Genomic DNA, 13,757 nt, shown 5'->3' with positions numbered 1-13,757 from the left:
GCGACCGCCGGCTCGTCGTGTGCGACCGCTTCGCACACAATGGCCGGTCCATGGCTCGCTCCACCCGTCCCGCCCCGCTGCCTGACACGCCCGACCCGACGCCTTACGTGCGCCTGGCCCTGGCGCTCTCGCTGGGCGCGGCGGTGTCGCTGGGCATCACGCGGTTTGCCTATGGCCTGTTGCTGCCACCGATGCGCGAGGACCTGGGCTGGAGCTACACACTGGCCGGCGCCATGAACACGTTCAACGCGTTGGGTTACCTGATCGGCGCGCTGGCCACACCCTGGCTGATGCGGCGCGTGTCACCCACGCGCCTGCTGCTCGCGGGCGCCTTGCTGGCTTCGCTGTTCATGGCGCTCAGCGGGTTCTTCACGGCTGCGGCGCCGCTGCTGGTCCAGCGCTTGCTGGCGGGGGTGGCCAGTGCGCTGGTGTTCATTGCCGGGGGTCTGCTGGCCGCGCGACTTGGTTCGCACCAGCCGCAGCGCAGCGGTTTCCTGCTGGGGCTTTACTACGGCGGCACTGGCCTGGGCATCGTGGTATCGGCGCTGGGCGTCCCACCGGTGCTGGCCGCTGCCGCACAGCAGCCGCACGGCTGGGCCTGGGCCTGGTGGATGCTCGCGCTGGTATGTCTGCTGGCGACGGCGCTCATGGCCTGGCCTGCGCGTGTGCTGGCCGGCCACCCCGCACCACCCGAACACGCGCTGAGCCGTGGCGCCCGGGTGTACCGCACGCGCGACTTTGCTTTTGCGCTCGCGGGCTACGCCGGTTTCGGCGTGGGCTACATCGGCTACATGACCTTCGTGATCGCGCTGTTGCGCGAACAAGGCGGCAGCGCGGCGCAGATTACGTGGTTCTATGCGCTGCTGGGCGTGGCGGTGGTGGCTTCGTCTCGCATCTGGGCCGGCCTGCTGGACCGCCACCGTGGTGGCCGGGCTCTGGCCATGCTCAATGCCTTGCTGGGCGTGGCGGCCATCGTGCCCGCACTCACGTCGGCCTGGCCACTGGTGATGGCATCGGGGCTGGTGTTCGGAGGCGTGTTCCTGTCGGTGGTGGCCTCCACCACCGCTTTGGTGCGCCACAACCTGCCGCCCGCACAATGGGCGGCCGGCATCAGCGCCTTCACCATCGTGTTCGCCGCCGGGCAGATCGTGGGACCGACCGTGGTCGGCTTTATTTCAGATGGTCCCGGTGGCCTGGCGCGCGGCTTGCTGTTCTCGGCCGGTGCGCTTTGGATCGGCGCCGCACTGGCATGGCGCCAGCGCGCACTCTGAAGACTTACTTCAGCAGACCCTCGGCCTTCATGGCGGCTTGAACGGCTGGGCGTGCGGCCACGCGTTCGCGGTACGCCACCAGGTTCGGCAGGCCGGTGATGTCCACGCCCACTCGCGGGGCCCAGTTGGTCACGGTGAACAGATAACCGTCGGCCACCGAGAAGGTGTCACCCATGAGGTACTGCTTGCCGGCGAGCTGGCTGTCGACCCAGGCCAGGCGCTGTGAGAGCTTGGTCTTGGTGGCGGCCTTGAAGTCATCGGGCGTGGCCGGGTTGAACAGCGGCGAGAAGCCTTTGTGCACCTCCGTACCGATGAAGGTGAGCCATTCCTGCAGGCGGTAGCGTGCCATCGTGCCGGCGGCCGGTGCGAGGTTTTTCTGTGGCACCTGGTCGGCAATGTATTGAACGATGGCCGGGCCTTCGCGCAGGCGCTCGCCGTTGTCGAGCTCGAGCAGTGGCACGTAGCCCAGCGGGTTGATGGTGTAGTAGTCGGTGCCGTCGGGCAACTGGTGCGTCTTGGTGGGCGCAGGTACGGCATCGAACGCCAGGCCAGCTTCGTGCAGAGCGATGTGAGGGGAGAGCGAGCAGGCGCCTGGGGAGTAGTAGAGCTTCATGTGTGGTGTCCTCGAATGGATGCGCTGGAGTCGGCATCGGCGTCGATCCTACCGGCGTGCCGGGTTTCCTGCCTGGCGGGGGCCATCCGCGCGCCCTGGCCGCCACCGACGCCCAGCGCAGAAGCCTCACGGCGCCTGCGGTGGCACCAGCCCGGTCAGGGCCTGCAGCAAGCGGTCGGGGTCGACCGGTTTGAACAGCACCGGCACGCCCGAGCCGCGCACGCGCTGCAGTCGGTCGGGCGCGGTTTCGCCGGTGATCAGCAGCAACGGCAGGTGGGGGCCGAAGCGATCGCGCAGGCGCAGGGCGGCATCCAGGCCGTCGGCACCGTCGGCGAGGCGGAAGTCGCAGAGCATGGCGTCGAAGGGGTGGCCGTTGTGGCGGGCCACGCTCAATGCCATGGCGGCGGACGCTTCATCGCGTGCGGTGCGCGAGGCCACGCCCCAGACCTCGAGAAACGCACCCAGGGCGTCCGTGATGTCGGTCTCGTCGTCCACCAGCAGCACCCGCTGGGGAAGGCGGTGGGCGTGGTCGGCGTCCAGCGGACGGGCCAGGCTCGCAGGCCGGGGTGCCACGCGCGGCACGACGACACGGAAGCGGCTGCCCCGCCCCGGGCGCGAGCGCAACGACACCGGGTGTTCGAGCAGCTGCGAGAGCCGCCGCACGATGGACAGGCCCATGCCGAGGCCACGCGTGCGGTCGCGGCCGGGGTTGTCGACCTGGTAGAACTCGTCGAACACCCGGTCGGCGTGTTCCGCGCCGATGCCGATGCCGGTGTCGACGACGTCGATCCAGACTTGCGAGCCGCGTGGGCGCGCCACCACCAGCACGCCGCCGGTGGGCGTGTACTTGATGGCGTTTTCGATCAGGTTGCCCAGCAGGCGTTGCAGCAGGTGTGGATCGGTGCGCACCCACACTGGCGTGGCGCGCAGGCGAAGCTGCAGTTCGCGCTGCTCGGCGTGGGGCGCGAGCGAGGGTTGCAGGGCTTGCAGGACGGCGTTGAGCGGCACGTCGTGCAACTCGGGCTCGATCACACCGGCATCGAGCCGCGAGACATCGAGCATGGTGTCCAGCGAGGTGCCCAGTGTCTTCACGGCGCCCATGAGCCGTTGCGCGTGCACGTGTGCGGGCTGGTTTTGCAACTGCTTGTCGAGCACGGCTCCGAACAGGGCGATGGCGTGCAGTGGCTGGCGCAGGTCGTGGCTGGCGGCGGCGAAGAAGCGGGTCTTTTCTTCGCTGACGCGCTGCGTGGCGGCCACTTGCTGCGCGAGCTGTTCGGCCAGCAACTCCTTCTCGAAGCGCGTCTTCAGCGACTCGGTGAGCAGCAGGTGCTGGCGGTGCGCGAAGTGCAACATGGCGCCGGCATAGATGCCGACGCAGATGGCGAGGAAAAGGTGCGTGGTGTCACCGTGCCAGAGCAGGGCCGAGATCAGCCCGGTCATCATGGGCAGCACCAGGGCGAGCACCGAAGCCCAGTACGGCGCCACGGCCGGTACACCACCGCTGACCAGGCCCAGCATGATGAGCATGAGCAACGTGGTCATGGGCACGTCGTCGGCGGGCATGAACAGCCAGGGAGCCAGACCCCAGGTGGCGCTGTAGTAGAGCAGTTCGCGCGCTTGCCGGCGTGCCCAGAACACGCTGCGCTGTGCCGCGTCCGGGTCTTTGTAGTAAGCGCGGATCAGCGGGTACCGCAGTACCTGGATGGTGTGCAGCCCCAGCCAGACGAACACCATCGGGTTGCGCAGCTGCCACCAGAACAGCGCGCACACGGACCAGGCCAGTATCGCGTCGGCGACGGTCGAACTCAGCCAGGTGGCATAGAGCGCGGCCACCTGCTCGCGCAGCACGCGCTGCTGCGAAGTGGTCATCGGAGGGTGCTGATGAGTTGCGCGCGGGAGCGCACACCGAAGAGCAGAAGAAGGGCGGACACGTGGTTCTTCACCGTGCCTTCGCTGAGTTGCGCGCGTGCTGCGATGTCCCGGTTGGACTCGCCCGCGAGGATGCCGTCGAGCACCTGCACCTGGCGTTCAGAGAGTTGCAGGGTTTCGCCACTGGTGCTGCGCACCGCGCGCAAGGTCGGCGCGCTCTCGGGTGCCAGGCTTTCGGGCGCGGTGGTCCCGAGCACGCCCAGCGTGCGGATGTAGCCGATGACCTCCTTGAGGTCACCGGACTTGGTGAGGTAGGCATGGGCACCGCGCGAAAGCGCGTGGCGCATCAGCCCGGGGTCGCTCACGCCGGAAAGCACCACCACCGGTGCCTGCGGGAAAACTTTGAGGAATTGGGTCAGGCCGGTGAGTCCGTGGGCGTCGGGCAAGTGCAGGTCCAGCAACACCAGGCCGATCTGCTCTTCGTGCCTGCCGTAGAGTTCCAGGGCTTCCTGCAGGGTGCGCGATTCCAGCACCGCGATGGCCTGCCCATCGCCTGTGGCGTTCGCCTGCACCAGGGTGAGCAGGCCCAGGCGCAGGAGATCGTGGTCGTCCACCACCAGCAGTGTGGTGGCCTGGCGGGCTTCGATCGTGGGCGTGGGCAAGGCGGACATGGGTGCGGGCATGTTAGGGGCTGGGCCGGTGAACGGGAAGTGCCGAAAGTCATCCTGGCCCGCCGTGCCCCGGTGGACGGCGCGCGGGTAGAACAAATGGACTCATGGGAACGATGACCCGGCGGTATCTTCGGGCACCCCCTTGCCCTTCTCCACCTGAGGACACCCCGCCATGGCCCTGGGTCAGTTTGCCTACGCCAACAACAGCAACCGCTTCCTCGGGTGCGAGCCGCTGGCGGAACAGCCGTTCGCCATCGCCGGCGTGCCCTTTGACGGCGTGGTGACCAACCGTCCCGGTGCGCGCTTCGGCCCGCAGGCCATCAGGGCCGCCAGCCTGATGCTGTGCGACGGCGTTCACCCGGTGTTCGACGTTTCTCCGCTGCCCCACCTGGGCGATGCGCTGGACATGCGTCTGCCCAATGCATCTTCACTCTCCGATGTGCGCCGCCACATCGAGGCGCAGGCGGCCGTGCTCATGGCGAAACACCATTGCGTCTTCCTGGGCGGCGACCATTCTGTGACGCTCTCGCTGCTGCGCGCGGCCAAGGCGCGGCATGGTGGCGAGCCGCTGGCCCTGGTGCATTTCGATGCCCATTGCGATACCTGGGTCGACCACTTTGGCGAACCTTCGGGGCACGGCACCTGGACGTATGAGGCACTTCAGGAAGGACTGGTGAGTGCCGCCCACACGGTGCAGATCGGCATTCGCTCCAGTGGCGTTCGCGCCGCGCGTGACTACGTGGCCGATCAAGGAGGTCAGATCTTCACCGCGCGTGCGCTGCGCGGTCTCGATGGTGCGGGCCTGCGCTCCGCCATCGACGCAATTCGCGCGCGCATCGGTGAGCGCCCGTGTTACCTCACGCTCGACATCGACTGCCTGGACCCCGCGTTCGCGCCCGGCACCGGCACACCCGAGCCCGGCGGCATGACCAGCTCGCAGGTACTGACCTTCCTCGAAGACCTCGCCGGTCTGAACTGGGTCGGCATGGATTGCGTGGAAGTGGCCCCAGCCTACGACCACGCCGAGCTCACCACGAACGCGGCCGCCACTTTCGTCTGGACCTACCTCAGTGGCCAGGTGGCCAAAGGCCGCTGAACATGTTCGCGCGTTCGCTTGTCGGCTCCGACACCCAGCTCAACCAGAAGAGTTATTACGAAGCCAGCGTTCAGCGTCCCGCGCCGTTGGCCCCGCTGCAGGAATCGCTGGAGGCTGACGCCGTGGTGGTCGGCGCGGGCTTCTCGGGCCTGAGCGCAGCGCTGGAGCTGGCGCAGCGAGGCCTCTCGGTGGTGGTGCTCGAAGCCGATCGCATCGGCAGCGGCGCCAGTGGGCGCAACGGTGGGCAGGCCATCGTGGGCTACGCCAGTGGGCTGGGGCCGTTCGAGAAGCAACTAGGCGCAGCGGATGCGCAACGGGCGTGGGAGATGTCGCTGGAGGCCATCGACCTGATCGACGCGCGCATTGCCGAGCACGGCATCGAATGCGACCGCGTGAATGGTTATGTGTACGTGGCCGATTCGGCGCGCAAGGCGCTCGCGCTGCACAAGGAGATGGAAGGCCTCAGGCGGCGCGGCATCGCGGTGGACTGGGCCGAGGGTGCGGACCTGCCCCGCCTGATCAACAGCCCGCGCTATGTGGCCGCGGCGCGTGAACAACGCTCGGGTCACCTGCACCCGCTCAAATACGCGCTGGGCCTGGCGCACGCTGCGCAGTCTGCGGGCGTGCGCATCTTCGAACACACGCCAGTGACCGGCCTGTTGCGTGGCTCCTTGCTGGTGGCGGGCACGCCAGAGGGCCAGGTGAAGGCGCGATCTGGCGTGCTGGCGGGCAATTGCATGCTGCCCGAATACGGTCCCCGCGTGGCACCGGAAGTGGCGCCGCGCATCATGCCGGTGGGCACCTACATCGTCGCCACCGCGCCGCTCGATCCCGAGCTCTGCGCACGCCTGATCCCGCGCAACGCGGCGGTGTGCGACAACAACTTCGTGCTCGACTACTTCCGCTTCAGTGCCGACCACCGCATGCTCTTCGGTGGCCGCGTGAGCTACACCACCCGCACGCCGGCCAACCTGGAGGCGGTGATGCGCCAGCGCATGGGCGAGGTGTTTCCCGCGCTGCGCGAGGTGCCGACGGAATTCGTCTGGGGCGGTTTCGTCGACATCAGCATGAACCGCGCGCCGGACTTCGGCCGGCTGGGCGACAACCTGTATTACCTGCAAGGTTTCAGCGGCCATGGCGTGGCGCTCACTGGCCTGGCTGGCCAGTTGGTGGCCGAGGCCGTAGCCGGGCAGGCCGGGCGTTTTGACGTGTACGCCCGCCTGAAACACCGACGCTTTCCTGGCGGCCCGCTGCTGCGCACGCCCAGCCTGGCACTGGGCATGCTGTGGCACCGGATGCGGGATGTGCTGTAGGGTGGTCGATGGCGTGGAAATACAGATCCGAAAATCAGTTTCAAGTTTGCAGAACGGATGGTTCTACGTGCCAGGGTGGATGTGATCGGTGCTGCCGCTGCGCTGCAGGTGTGAACTTGCGTCGGATAGGATGGCGCAGATCGGCCAGAAGCGGACGCCGCCTGTAAATGAAGAATGTGCTTTTTATCTGCAGCCGCAACAAGTTGCGCAGCCCCACCGCTGAAGCGGTGTTCGCTGCATGGCCTGGCGTCGAGACAGACTCTGCCGGCCTTGCCGAAGATGCGGCCTGTCCCTTGGCCGCGGATCAGCTGGATTGGGCTGATATCGTCTGTGTCATGGAAAAGCGGCATCGCACTTTGCTTTCGCGACGCTTCAGAAGCCATCTGCTCGGCAAGAAGGTCATTTGCCTGGACATACCAGACAACTATGAGTTCATGCAACCCGAACTCATCCAGCCTCTAGAGAAACGCGTATTGCGTCATCTGCGATAAATTCGCATGTCGGCCAGAAGCGGTCTTTCGTTGCCGAGGCGGAGGCGCCCCAAGAAAATGACACCAGCCCTCTACACGAAACTCGCCGGCCGCCTCTTCCCGTTCAGGTGGTGGCTTCTGGTTGCATCTGTCTGTTCAGCGCTCTTCATCGTTGCTCTGTTCAACGTCTGCGGAGAGATGTTGGCTATCTCGCTTGCAGGCCCGATGGTTGGGCTTCCCTGGGCTGTGCTTTGTGCTGCCACTTGGTTCCATCCCACACGTGGCAACTTGCAATCGAGTGGCGGCCGCTTTGGCCGCTTGCCGCATTTTGTCCAGACCATCGTTCGGTGGTATGCGGCCATCCTTTTAGCCGTAATCGTGGTGTTCTGTGCCGCTGCCTGGCCGCTGTTCGCGGCATCAACCCTTCGGTAGTTCGAGAGGCGACCAAGGGTGGCCTGTGGCCTCTGACGATGGTCGTAATCCGGCCCGAAGCGGGCCTCCGAGGGTGAGGCAGAATTCGGCGCAAGAGGAGCGACCTAACCATGATCAACGATATCGAGGAAGAACACCCTTGGGATGCTGCACTTGCGAAGACCCTTCCTGGCCAGCTGGTCCTCGTGGGACTTGCCTACTTTGAAACGGGTTCCGAGGAACCCTTCGAGCAGCAGCAGCTGTTCGGGCGCGTCGTCGAGGCAGATGCGCGGAAGGGGATACTTCTTTCTCTCGAAGGCCAAAGAACTGGCGAAGAGTACAGCCTGCCTCCCGATACACGCTCGTTTCGACGGGCGGGGTCTGGCGAATATCGACTTCGGTCCACAGGCGAAACGGTCGTCGATCCCGACTTCACGGTGACCTTCTCCATCCGCAAGAACGCTCAAATTAAAGGCAGGGACTAAGTGCGACCAATTGCGCACCATCACCTACCCCTCTCAGTTTCCCGGCTACCAAGATGAACCCACGTCGCGTCCACAAACTCATGAGTTCTCACTTTGTGACGACAGACGCCGCGAAGGCCGAGTGGACCAACCTCGTTGACGAACATGGCCTGCTGATGGAAAGCCGGGCGCAGGTCCTGCTACTGGACCATTTCATAGAGCGAGGCGCAGAAGAGGTCCTGATAGAGGTTCAGCGGAAGGTCGGGACCCGGGTGCTCATCGACGAAGTCATCCCCTACGTACGAGGCCATGTTGGACGCAGCAACATCCGAATTGCGAATCGTGAATTCTTTGTCTTCGCCGAAGTGGCAATCAACGGCGTAGCGCGAAGTTGGCAAATGACCCAATAGGCCAAGTCGGATTTCAACGGTCCTCTGCAAATCTAAACCGGCCATCACTGATGGCTAATCTGGAACGGTCTGTGGCAATGTTGCGCACCATGGGCGACGAACTTGTGTCTGACAAAATTTTCGATACTGCTCAAGGCGGAGCCATCGTCTACTCATGCGAAAGGACATCAGTCGGATGGCGACAGGGTCTTGCCGCAGGATTAGGTTGACCCGCCAATGTCGGCTATGAAGCAAACGCTAGGACTGCTCCAGGCCCGGAGCAAACATGCGGAAACCAATACTGGCTTCCGAGAAGCGGTCGTGCAGCGTGATCGGGTTCTCGTGTATCAGGAAGGGAAGGTCACGGGCTACATGCTGGCGAGGCTCGACAAGCCGCCAATGCGGTCCTGGCGAAGAACTTCTTGCCTACCCGCCGAAGGCCGCCATGAAGACCCGTACGGCCTCGCGAAGAAGAGCCCTGTTTTCCCGGGCATCCGGCCTCTCGAGCATCAGCAGTCCGCGGAAGTGCCCTGAGCCCAGGAACATCGACAGGAACAAGTCTGCTGCCTGAATCGGGTTCCGCACCCTCAGCGTGCCCGCCAAGTGCGCTCGGCGCAGGTAGGTCGCCAGCTCACCGTTGAAGCGCTCGGGGCCGTCCTTGTAGAACGCACAGCAGACTTCCGGCTGTGCCCCTGCGACGCCATAGACAGAGCGCAACGTGCCAAGGGCGTCGTCGCCGCGCGTCAATTCGAGAAACCGGTCCCCGATCGCCATCAACGCCTTCTCCGGCTGGCCAGGGTCCAGCGCCTCGACGCCCGGAACCCCGGTCACCACCGTCGCAGTCCTGTCGTGCACGACCGCCTGGAACAGCCCCTCCTTGGAGCCGAAGTTGCTGTAGACCGTCATCTTGGACACACCGGCATCCGCAGCGATGGCATCCACACTGGCACGCTCAAGGCCATGCTCGCTGAAGTGCTTTTGCGCGGCCTCCAGGATGCGCCGGACGCGCTCGGGATCTCTTGGCCGCCCGCGCTGGGGCTTGGGAGTGAGAGCTGAGGGGAGGGGCATGGAGTCTATTTAATGGACTTGACGGTCTATTATATAGATCATACATTACTGTACTCGAATGTCCACTAAACAATCCACTCACACGGAGCCCATCACCATGAATGACGTCATCATCATCGGCGGCAGCTTTGCCGGCCTCGCCGCCGCCCTGCAGCTCGGCCGTGCCGGTCGCAAGGTCACCATTCTCGATACCGGCCTGCCGCGCAATCGCTTCGCCGGCCACTCGCATGGCGTGCTTGGCCACGATCACAAGCCACCACAGGACATCCTTGCCGCAGCGCGCCAGCAGCTGGCGCGTTATCCCGCGATCAAGCTCATCAGTACCCGGGCCGATAGCATCTCCGGTGCCATCGAGGATTTCTCCGTCCTCGCTGGCGATGGCAAGACCTTCAAGGCGCGTCGCCTGATCCTGAGCTATGGCGTCGTCGACCAGATGCCGGATGTCCCAGGCTTTGCCGAAAGCTGGGGCACGTCCATCGTGCCTTGCCCTTACTGCGACGGCTTTGAAGTTGCTGGCCAGCATTGGGGCGTCGTCTGGTCCGGCCCGCAGTCGCACAACCAGGTCAGGCTGTTCCTTGATTGGACCGACAAGTTGACCGTCTTCGCCGATGGTCACGAAATTTCACCCGAAATCCAGGCCGATCTGGCGCGCCGCAGCATCCCTGTCGCCTTTGGCCGGATCGTCGAGATCGCCCGCCACCAGGGCCACACCGCCACCGTCAAACTCGATACCGGCCGCGATATCGCGGTCGACATCCTGTTTGCCCAGCCGCGCAACAAGCCGTCCTCAAGCCTGCATGAATCCATGGTCCTCGCCACGGTCGAAACGCCCACGGGCATCGTCCTCAAGGTCGACGAGCGCCGCCAGACAAGCGTGCCAGGAATCTACGCCGCTGGCGACCTCGCCACGCCGTTCTTGCCCTCGGTCACTCAGTCAACATGGCAGGGCGCGATGGCGGGCATCTTTGCCCAGCAATCGATGCTGGCTTGAGCGCTCTGCTGCGCGGAGGATTGACATGAGCATGCTGGAACTGAAGGTTCCTCCTCCCATCGTGGCGCTTGTCGTGGCGCTTCTCATGTGGCTGACGCCAGCCGTCGCAGGCCTTGTGCCGATGCCCGACCTGGCCCGTGTGCTCGGTGCCGTCGTTTTGGCGTGCATTGGCCAAAGCATCGGCTTCGCTGGCGTCGTTGCGTTCAGGCGCGCCAAGACCACTGTGAACCCGGTCCAGGCAAGCCTGGCGTCCTCGTTGGTTGTCCAAGGCGTCTACCGCTACACGCGCAACCCCATGTATGTCGGGCTCCTGCTGACCCTGCTGGCGTGGGCCGTGTTTCTGGCGAATCCGTTCGCTCTCCTATGGGTTGCCCTCTTCGTGCTTTACATCACTCGATTCCAGGTCATCCCGGAAGAACGCGTGTTGGCGTCTCTATTTGGGACAGCGTACGAGGCTTACAAAGGCAGGGTACGCAGATGGATATGAGCCCTGGCGAACACGATCGCACTGTGCCGGCAGGGGGAATCCCGTAAAGCGTCATGCGCGAGCGTCTGCTTCGGGCCGATCTGGCACATCCTAGCCGAGGCCAAAACAGGAACGTCTTACCAAGCGGTGCTCAGCTCTTGCGAGCTGAGCACCTGACCAGGAAGAGGTCAACCTTCCTTCGCAACAACCGGGGCCTGGACTCGGTCGGTCTCATGAGTTCGCGGGCATCAGCTGACGTCCAGCGCCTGCCGCACCGCCATCGCCACCAGCGGCCCGCAGCGCTCGATCTCCGCCAGCGGCGCGTAGCCGTAGCCGATCACCAGCCCACTCAGGTCACTGCGTGCCAGGCAGTAGGCAGAAAGCGGCCGCACCGTGAGGCCTTGGTGTGCGAGGCGCTGCGCCAGCGCGTGGTCGTCCACGCCGGTCGGCAGACGCAGGCACAGGTGCAGGCCCTGCTCGGCGCCGCTGATGGTGGGGCCTTCGGGTGTGTCGCGAAGCACAGGCTTGAGCGCTTCGAGCAGGCACTGGCGGCGTTCGCCGTAGTTCTGGCGCGCACGGCGCAGCGCGCTGGCGAAGTGGCCCATTTCGATGAACTCGGCGAGCGCGGCCTGCACCGGCATCTGGCCCGGGCGGTTCAGGTCGTAGTGCGCCTGCTTGAAGGCGGCCACGAGCGGCCGGGGCACCACGAGGTAGCCGATCTTCAGTCCGGGGTAGAGCACCTTGGAGAAGGTGCCCATGTAGAACACGCGACCATCGGTGTCCAGGCCTTCCAGGCTGGAGATCGGCGGGCCGCTGAAGCGGTACTCGCTGTCGTAGTCGTCTTCGAGTACCCAGGCGTCGTGCGCGCGGGCCGTGGCCAGCAGCTGGTGGCGCCGGGGCAGCGACATGACGGCGCCAGTGGGGTACTGGTGTGAAGGTGTCACGTAGATCAGGCGCGGTGGCTTTGCGTGGTCGGCCGTGCTCGGGTTGATGCCTTGATCGTCCACCGCCACCGGGTGCAGCGACAGGCCGGTGGCCATGAACGCTTTCACCGCACCCCAGTAGGCCGGGTCCTCCACCCACACGGTGTCGCCGTGGTCGGCCAGCAGGCGGGCGCAGAGTTCCAGCGACTGCTGGGTGCCCGTGGTGATGACGACCTGATCGGCCTCCAGGTGCACGCTGCGGAACACGCGCAGGTAGTCGGCCACGGCGCGTCGCAGAGGTGAGTAGCCGCCCGAGTCGTTGTAGTCGAGCATGTCCGGGTAGGTCATGCGCCAGTGCTTGTTCTGAAGGCGTTGCCAGAGCGTGACGGGGAAGGCGCTGAAGTCGGCAATGCCAGGCGTGAACGGCTGCACCTCCAGCTCTGTGGCGCAGTAGGTGGTGGCCAGGGCCTGGCCGCGAACCGAGAGGCGACCGGCCTGTACGGTGGCCGCCTGGCCGCCGCGCAGGCGCGCGCTCCGCCCCGGCGTGGCGCGTGGCACGTTGTCGTTCACAAAGGTGCCACTGCCCACGCGGCTGGCGATGTAGCCTTCGACGCTGAGCTGATTGATGGCGGCCACCACCGTGTTGCGCGAGACGTCCAGGTCTTGCGCCAGGTCGCGGCTGGAGGGCAGGCGCTCCCCGGCGCCGAGCTTGCCGTCGAGCATGGCGCGGCGCAGTGCCTCGTAGAGCTGGCGGTGCAGGGGCAGGGCACCTTGCGCGCCGAGGCGGCTCATCTCGGCCAGCAGAAATTCGGAGAGCATGCGGAAGTGGCACCGGATGGTGGGTCGAATTGGCTCTCATTGTGATCCAATTGGACCCCCACAATGAATGCCATTGTCTGGAGTCATCATGAACAAGCCGCCGCCTTGTATGGTCTGGCTGCCCGCCGATCACCGTCTGATGGGCGACCACGGGCACCAGATGCCTTTCCTGCTGCTGGGCGACAAATACGCCCGGGCGGTGAAGGTCGGGGCCCAGGCCCAGCCCGTGATGTTTCCCCTCGCCGACACCGGCCAGATCAGCGAGCTGCTGGCGCTGGTGGACGGGGTGATGCTCACCGGCTCGCCTTCGAACGTCCACCCCTCCCATTTCGACGAGGACGTGGCCGACCCCAGTCTGCCGCTGGACGCTGCCCGCGATCTGCTGACGCTGGCCCTGGTCAAGGCCTGCGTGCACGAGGGCGTTCCCCTGCTGGGCATCTGCCGGGGGTTCCAGGAAATCAATGTGGCGCTTGGCGGCACGCTGCACCAGCGCGTGCATGACGTGCCCGGTCTCATGGACCACCGCGAGCCCAAGACCGCGCCGCCCGACGAGCAGTACGCGCCGCGCCACCGCATCCGGCTGGCGCCGGGCAGCGTGTTCGAAGCATGGGCCGGTGGCCCCGAGGCCGAGGTGAACTCACTGCACGGCCAGGGCATCAACCGGCTGGCCGCCGGGCTGGAGCCGCTGGCCTACGCGCCCGATGGCGTGGTGGAGGCCTTTGGCGTGCGCGGTGCGCGCACCTTTGCCTATGCGGTGCAGTTCCATCCCGAATGGCGCTGCTGGGAAACGCCGTTCTATGCCGCCATCTTTGAAGCCTTCGGGCGTGCCTGCCGCCAGCGCACCAGCCAGCGCCTGCAGGCCGCTGATCTGGGCCGCAGCGCCGCCAGCACCAGCGCCTGACTTTCACCCAACAACACACCAC

14 protein-coding genes are annotated in these 13,757 nt (G+C 65.6%); 9 read left to right on the top strand and 5 right to left on the bottom strand.

Translation table 11 applies throughout. The features are described from left to right. Nucleotides 1-50 precede the first annotated feature (50 nt). Nucleotides 51-1,271 (top strand): YbfB/YjiJ family MFS transporter, encoded by a 1,221-nt coding sequence (locus tag AB7F11_RS10350; protein ID WP_428290463.1) that lies wholly within the window; start codon nucleotides 51-53, stop codon nucleotides 1,269-1,271. Nucleotides 1,272-1,275: 4 nt separating this feature from the next. On the opposite strand, the gene gstA is transcribed toward AB7F11_RS10350, so the two are convergent. The 3 genes from gstA to AB7F11_RS10335 all read right to left on the bottom strand — a co-directional run bounded on the left by gstA (nucleotide 1,276) and on the right by AB7F11_RS10335 (nucleotide 4,424). Further along, nucleotides 1,276-1,884 (bottom strand): glutathione transferase GstA, encoded by a 609-nt coding sequence (gstA, locus tag AB7F11_RS10345; protein ID WP_428290462.1) that lies wholly within the window; start codon nucleotides 1,882-1,884, stop codon nucleotides 1,276-1,278. Between the two features lie 126 nt (nucleotides 1,885-2,010). Further along, on the bottom strand, nucleotides 2,011-3,753 hold the full coding sequence (locus tag AB7F11_RS10340) for an ATP-binding response regulator (RefSeq protein ID WP_428290461.1): 1,743 nt from the start codon (nucleotides 3,751-3,753) through the stop codon (nucleotides 2,011-2,013). Further along, nucleotides 3,750-4,424, bottom strand: a complete 675-nt coding sequence (locus tag AB7F11_RS10335) for a response regulator (RefSeq protein WP_428290460.1) — start codon at nucleotides 4,422-4,424, stop codon at nucleotides 3,750-3,752. The genes AB7F11_RS10340 and AB7F11_RS10335 overlap by 4 nt, the downstream gene beginning before the upstream one ends. Before the next feature lie 172 nt (nucleotides 4,425-4,596). Here AB7F11_RS10335 and speB point away from each other — a divergent pair, with 172 nt between their 5' ends. The 5 genes from speB (at nucleotide 4,597) to AB7F11_RS10310 (ending at nucleotide 8,588) form a co-directional block, all read left to right on the top strand. Beyond that, on the top strand, nucleotides 4,597-5,520 hold the full coding sequence (gene speB, locus AB7F11_RS10330; RefSeq protein WP_428290459.1) for an agmatinase: 924 nt from the start codon (nucleotides 4,597-4,599) through the stop codon (nucleotides 5,518-5,520). Between the two features lie 2 nt (nucleotides 5,521-5,522). Next, nucleotides 5,523-6,833, top strand: coding sequence for an NAD(P)/FAD-dependent oxidoreductase (locus AB7F11_RS10325; protein WP_428290458.1), 1,311 nt, complete (start codon nucleotides 5,523-5,525; stop codon nucleotides 6,831-6,833). 167 nt (nucleotides 6,834-7,000) lie between these two features. Beyond that, the gene (locus tag AB7F11_RS10320; RefSeq protein ID WP_428290457.1) at nucleotides 7,001-7,324 is read left to right on the top strand and encodes a low molecular weight protein tyrosine phosphatase family protein; all 324 of its coding nucleotides are present in this window, start codon (nucleotides 7,001-7,003) and stop codon (nucleotides 7,322-7,324) included. 521 nt (nucleotides 7,325-7,845) lie between these two features. After that, complete coding sequence (locus tag AB7F11_RS10315) at nucleotides 7,846-8,199, top strand: hypothetical protein (RefSeq protein ID WP_428290456.1); 354 nt, start codon at nucleotides 7,846-7,848, stop codon at nucleotides 8,197-8,199. An 80-nt stretch (nucleotides 8,200-8,279) separates the two neighbouring features. Next, entirely contained in the window at nucleotides 8,280-8,588 is a 309-nt protein-coding gene (locus AB7F11_RS10310; RefSeq protein WP_428299971.1) for a hypothetical protein, read from the top strand. Between the two features lie 405 nt (nucleotides 8,589-8,993). Here the strand turns inward: AB7F11_RS10310 and AB7F11_RS10305 are convergent, their stop codons facing one another. Beyond that, nucleotides 8,994-9,635, bottom strand: coding sequence for a TetR/AcrR family transcriptional regulator (locus AB7F11_RS10305; RefSeq protein ID WP_428290454.1), 642 nt, complete (start codon nucleotides 9,633-9,635; stop codon nucleotides 8,994-8,996). A 97-nt stretch (nucleotides 9,636-9,732) separates the two neighbouring features. Between AB7F11_RS10305 and AB7F11_RS10300 the strand changes: the two genes are divergently transcribed. Together AB7F11_RS10300 and AB7F11_RS10295 are read left to right on the top strand one after the other, a co-directional pair. Beyond that, on the top strand, nucleotides 9,733-10,626 hold the full coding sequence (locus AB7F11_RS10300; RefSeq protein WP_428290453.1) for an NAD(P)/FAD-dependent oxidoreductase: 894 nt from the start codon (nucleotides 9,733-9,735) through the stop codon (nucleotides 10,624-10,626). A gap of 25 nt (nucleotides 10,627-10,651) precedes the next feature. Continuing rightward, entirely contained in the window at nucleotides 10,652-11,113 is a 462-nt protein-coding gene (locus AB7F11_RS10295) for a methyltransferase family protein (RefSeq protein ID WP_428290452.1), read from the top strand. A 227-nt stretch (nucleotides 11,114-11,340) separates the two neighbouring features. On the opposite strand, the gene AB7F11_RS10290 is transcribed toward AB7F11_RS10295, so the two are convergent. After that, a complete protein-coding gene (locus tag AB7F11_RS10290) occupies nucleotides 11,341-12,834 on the bottom strand; it encodes a PLP-dependent aminotransferase family protein (protein WP_428290451.1) in 1,494 nt (497 codons plus the stop codon). A gap of 88 nt (nucleotides 12,835-12,922) precedes the next feature. Here AB7F11_RS10290 and AB7F11_RS10285 point away from each other — a divergent pair, with 88 nt between their 5' ends. Beyond that, the gene (locus tag AB7F11_RS10285) at nucleotides 12,923-13,735 is read left to right on the top strand and encodes a gamma-glutamyl-gamma-aminobutyrate hydrolase family protein (RefSeq protein WP_428290450.1); all 813 of its coding nucleotides are present in this window, start codon (nucleotides 12,923-12,925) and stop codon (nucleotides 13,733-13,735) included. Nucleotides 13,736-13,757: the final 22 nt, after the last annotated feature.

Source organism: Hydrogenophaga sp. (assembly GCF_050250835.1).
Classification (GTDB): Bacteria; Pseudomonadota; Gammaproteobacteria; order Burkholderiales; family Burkholderiaceae_C; genus Hydrogenophaga.
The sequence above is the reverse complement of the archived record's forward strand: the minus strand, read 5'-3'. Positions and strand labels throughout refer to the sequence as shown.

Bases quoted from the DNA above. Each gene is read 5' to 3' on its own strand.
- AB7F11_RS10310 (WP_428299971.1), top strand. From the start codon at position 8,280: ATGAGTTCTCACTTTGTGACGACAGACGCCGCGAAGGCCGAGTGGACC.
- AB7F11_RS10305 (WP_428290454.1), bottom strand. From the start codon at position 9,635: ATGCCCCTCCCCTCAGCTCTCACTCCCAAGCCCCAGCGCGGGCGGCCA.
- AB7F11_RS10315 (WP_428290456.1), top strand. From the start codon at position 7,846: ATGATCAACGATATCGAGGAAGAACACCCTTGGGATGCTGCACTTGCG.
- AB7F11_RS10350 (WP_428290463.1), top strand. From the start codon at position 51: ATGGCTCGCTCCACCCGTCCCGCCCCGCTGCCTGACACGCCCGACCCG.
- AB7F11_RS10325 (WP_428290458.1), top strand. From the start codon at position 5,523: ATGTTCGCGCGTTCGCTTGTCGGCTCCGACACCCAGCTCAACCAGAAG.
- AB7F11_RS10295 (WP_428290452.1), top strand. From the start codon at position 10,652: ATGAGCATGCTGGAACTGAAGGTTCCTCCTCCCATCGTGGCGCTTGTC.
- AB7F11_RS10335 (WP_428290460.1), bottom strand. From the start codon at position 4,424: ATGTCCGCCTTGCCCACGCCCACGATCGAAGCCCGCCAGGCCACCACA.
- AB7F11_RS10290 (WP_428290451.1), bottom strand. From the start codon at position 12,834: ATGCTCTCCGAATTTCTGCTGGCCGAGATGAGCCGCCTCGGCGCGCAA.
- AB7F11_RS10300 (WP_428290453.1), top strand. From the start codon at position 9,733: ATGAATGACGTCATCATCATCGGCGGCAGCTTTGCCGGCCTCGCCGCC.
- AB7F11_RS10320 (WP_428290457.1), top strand. From the start codon at position 7,001: ATGAAGAATGTGCTTTTTATCTGCAGCCGCAACAAGTTGCGCAGCCCC.
- AB7F11_RS10340 (WP_428290461.1), bottom strand. From the start codon at position 3,753: ATGACCACTTCGCAGCAGCGCGTGCTGCGCGAGCAGGTGGCCGCGCTC.
- AB7F11_RS10285 (WP_428290450.1), top strand. From the start codon at position 12,923: ATGAACAAGCCGCCGCCTTGTATGGTCTGGCTGCCCGCCGATCACCGT.
- speB (WP_428290459.1), top strand. From the start codon at position 4,597: ATGGCCCTGGGTCAGTTTGCCTACGCCAACAACAGCAACCGCTTCCTC.
- gstA (WP_428290462.1), bottom strand. From the start codon at position 1,884: ATGAAGCTCTACTACTCCCCAGGCGCCTGCTCGCTCTCCCCTCACATC.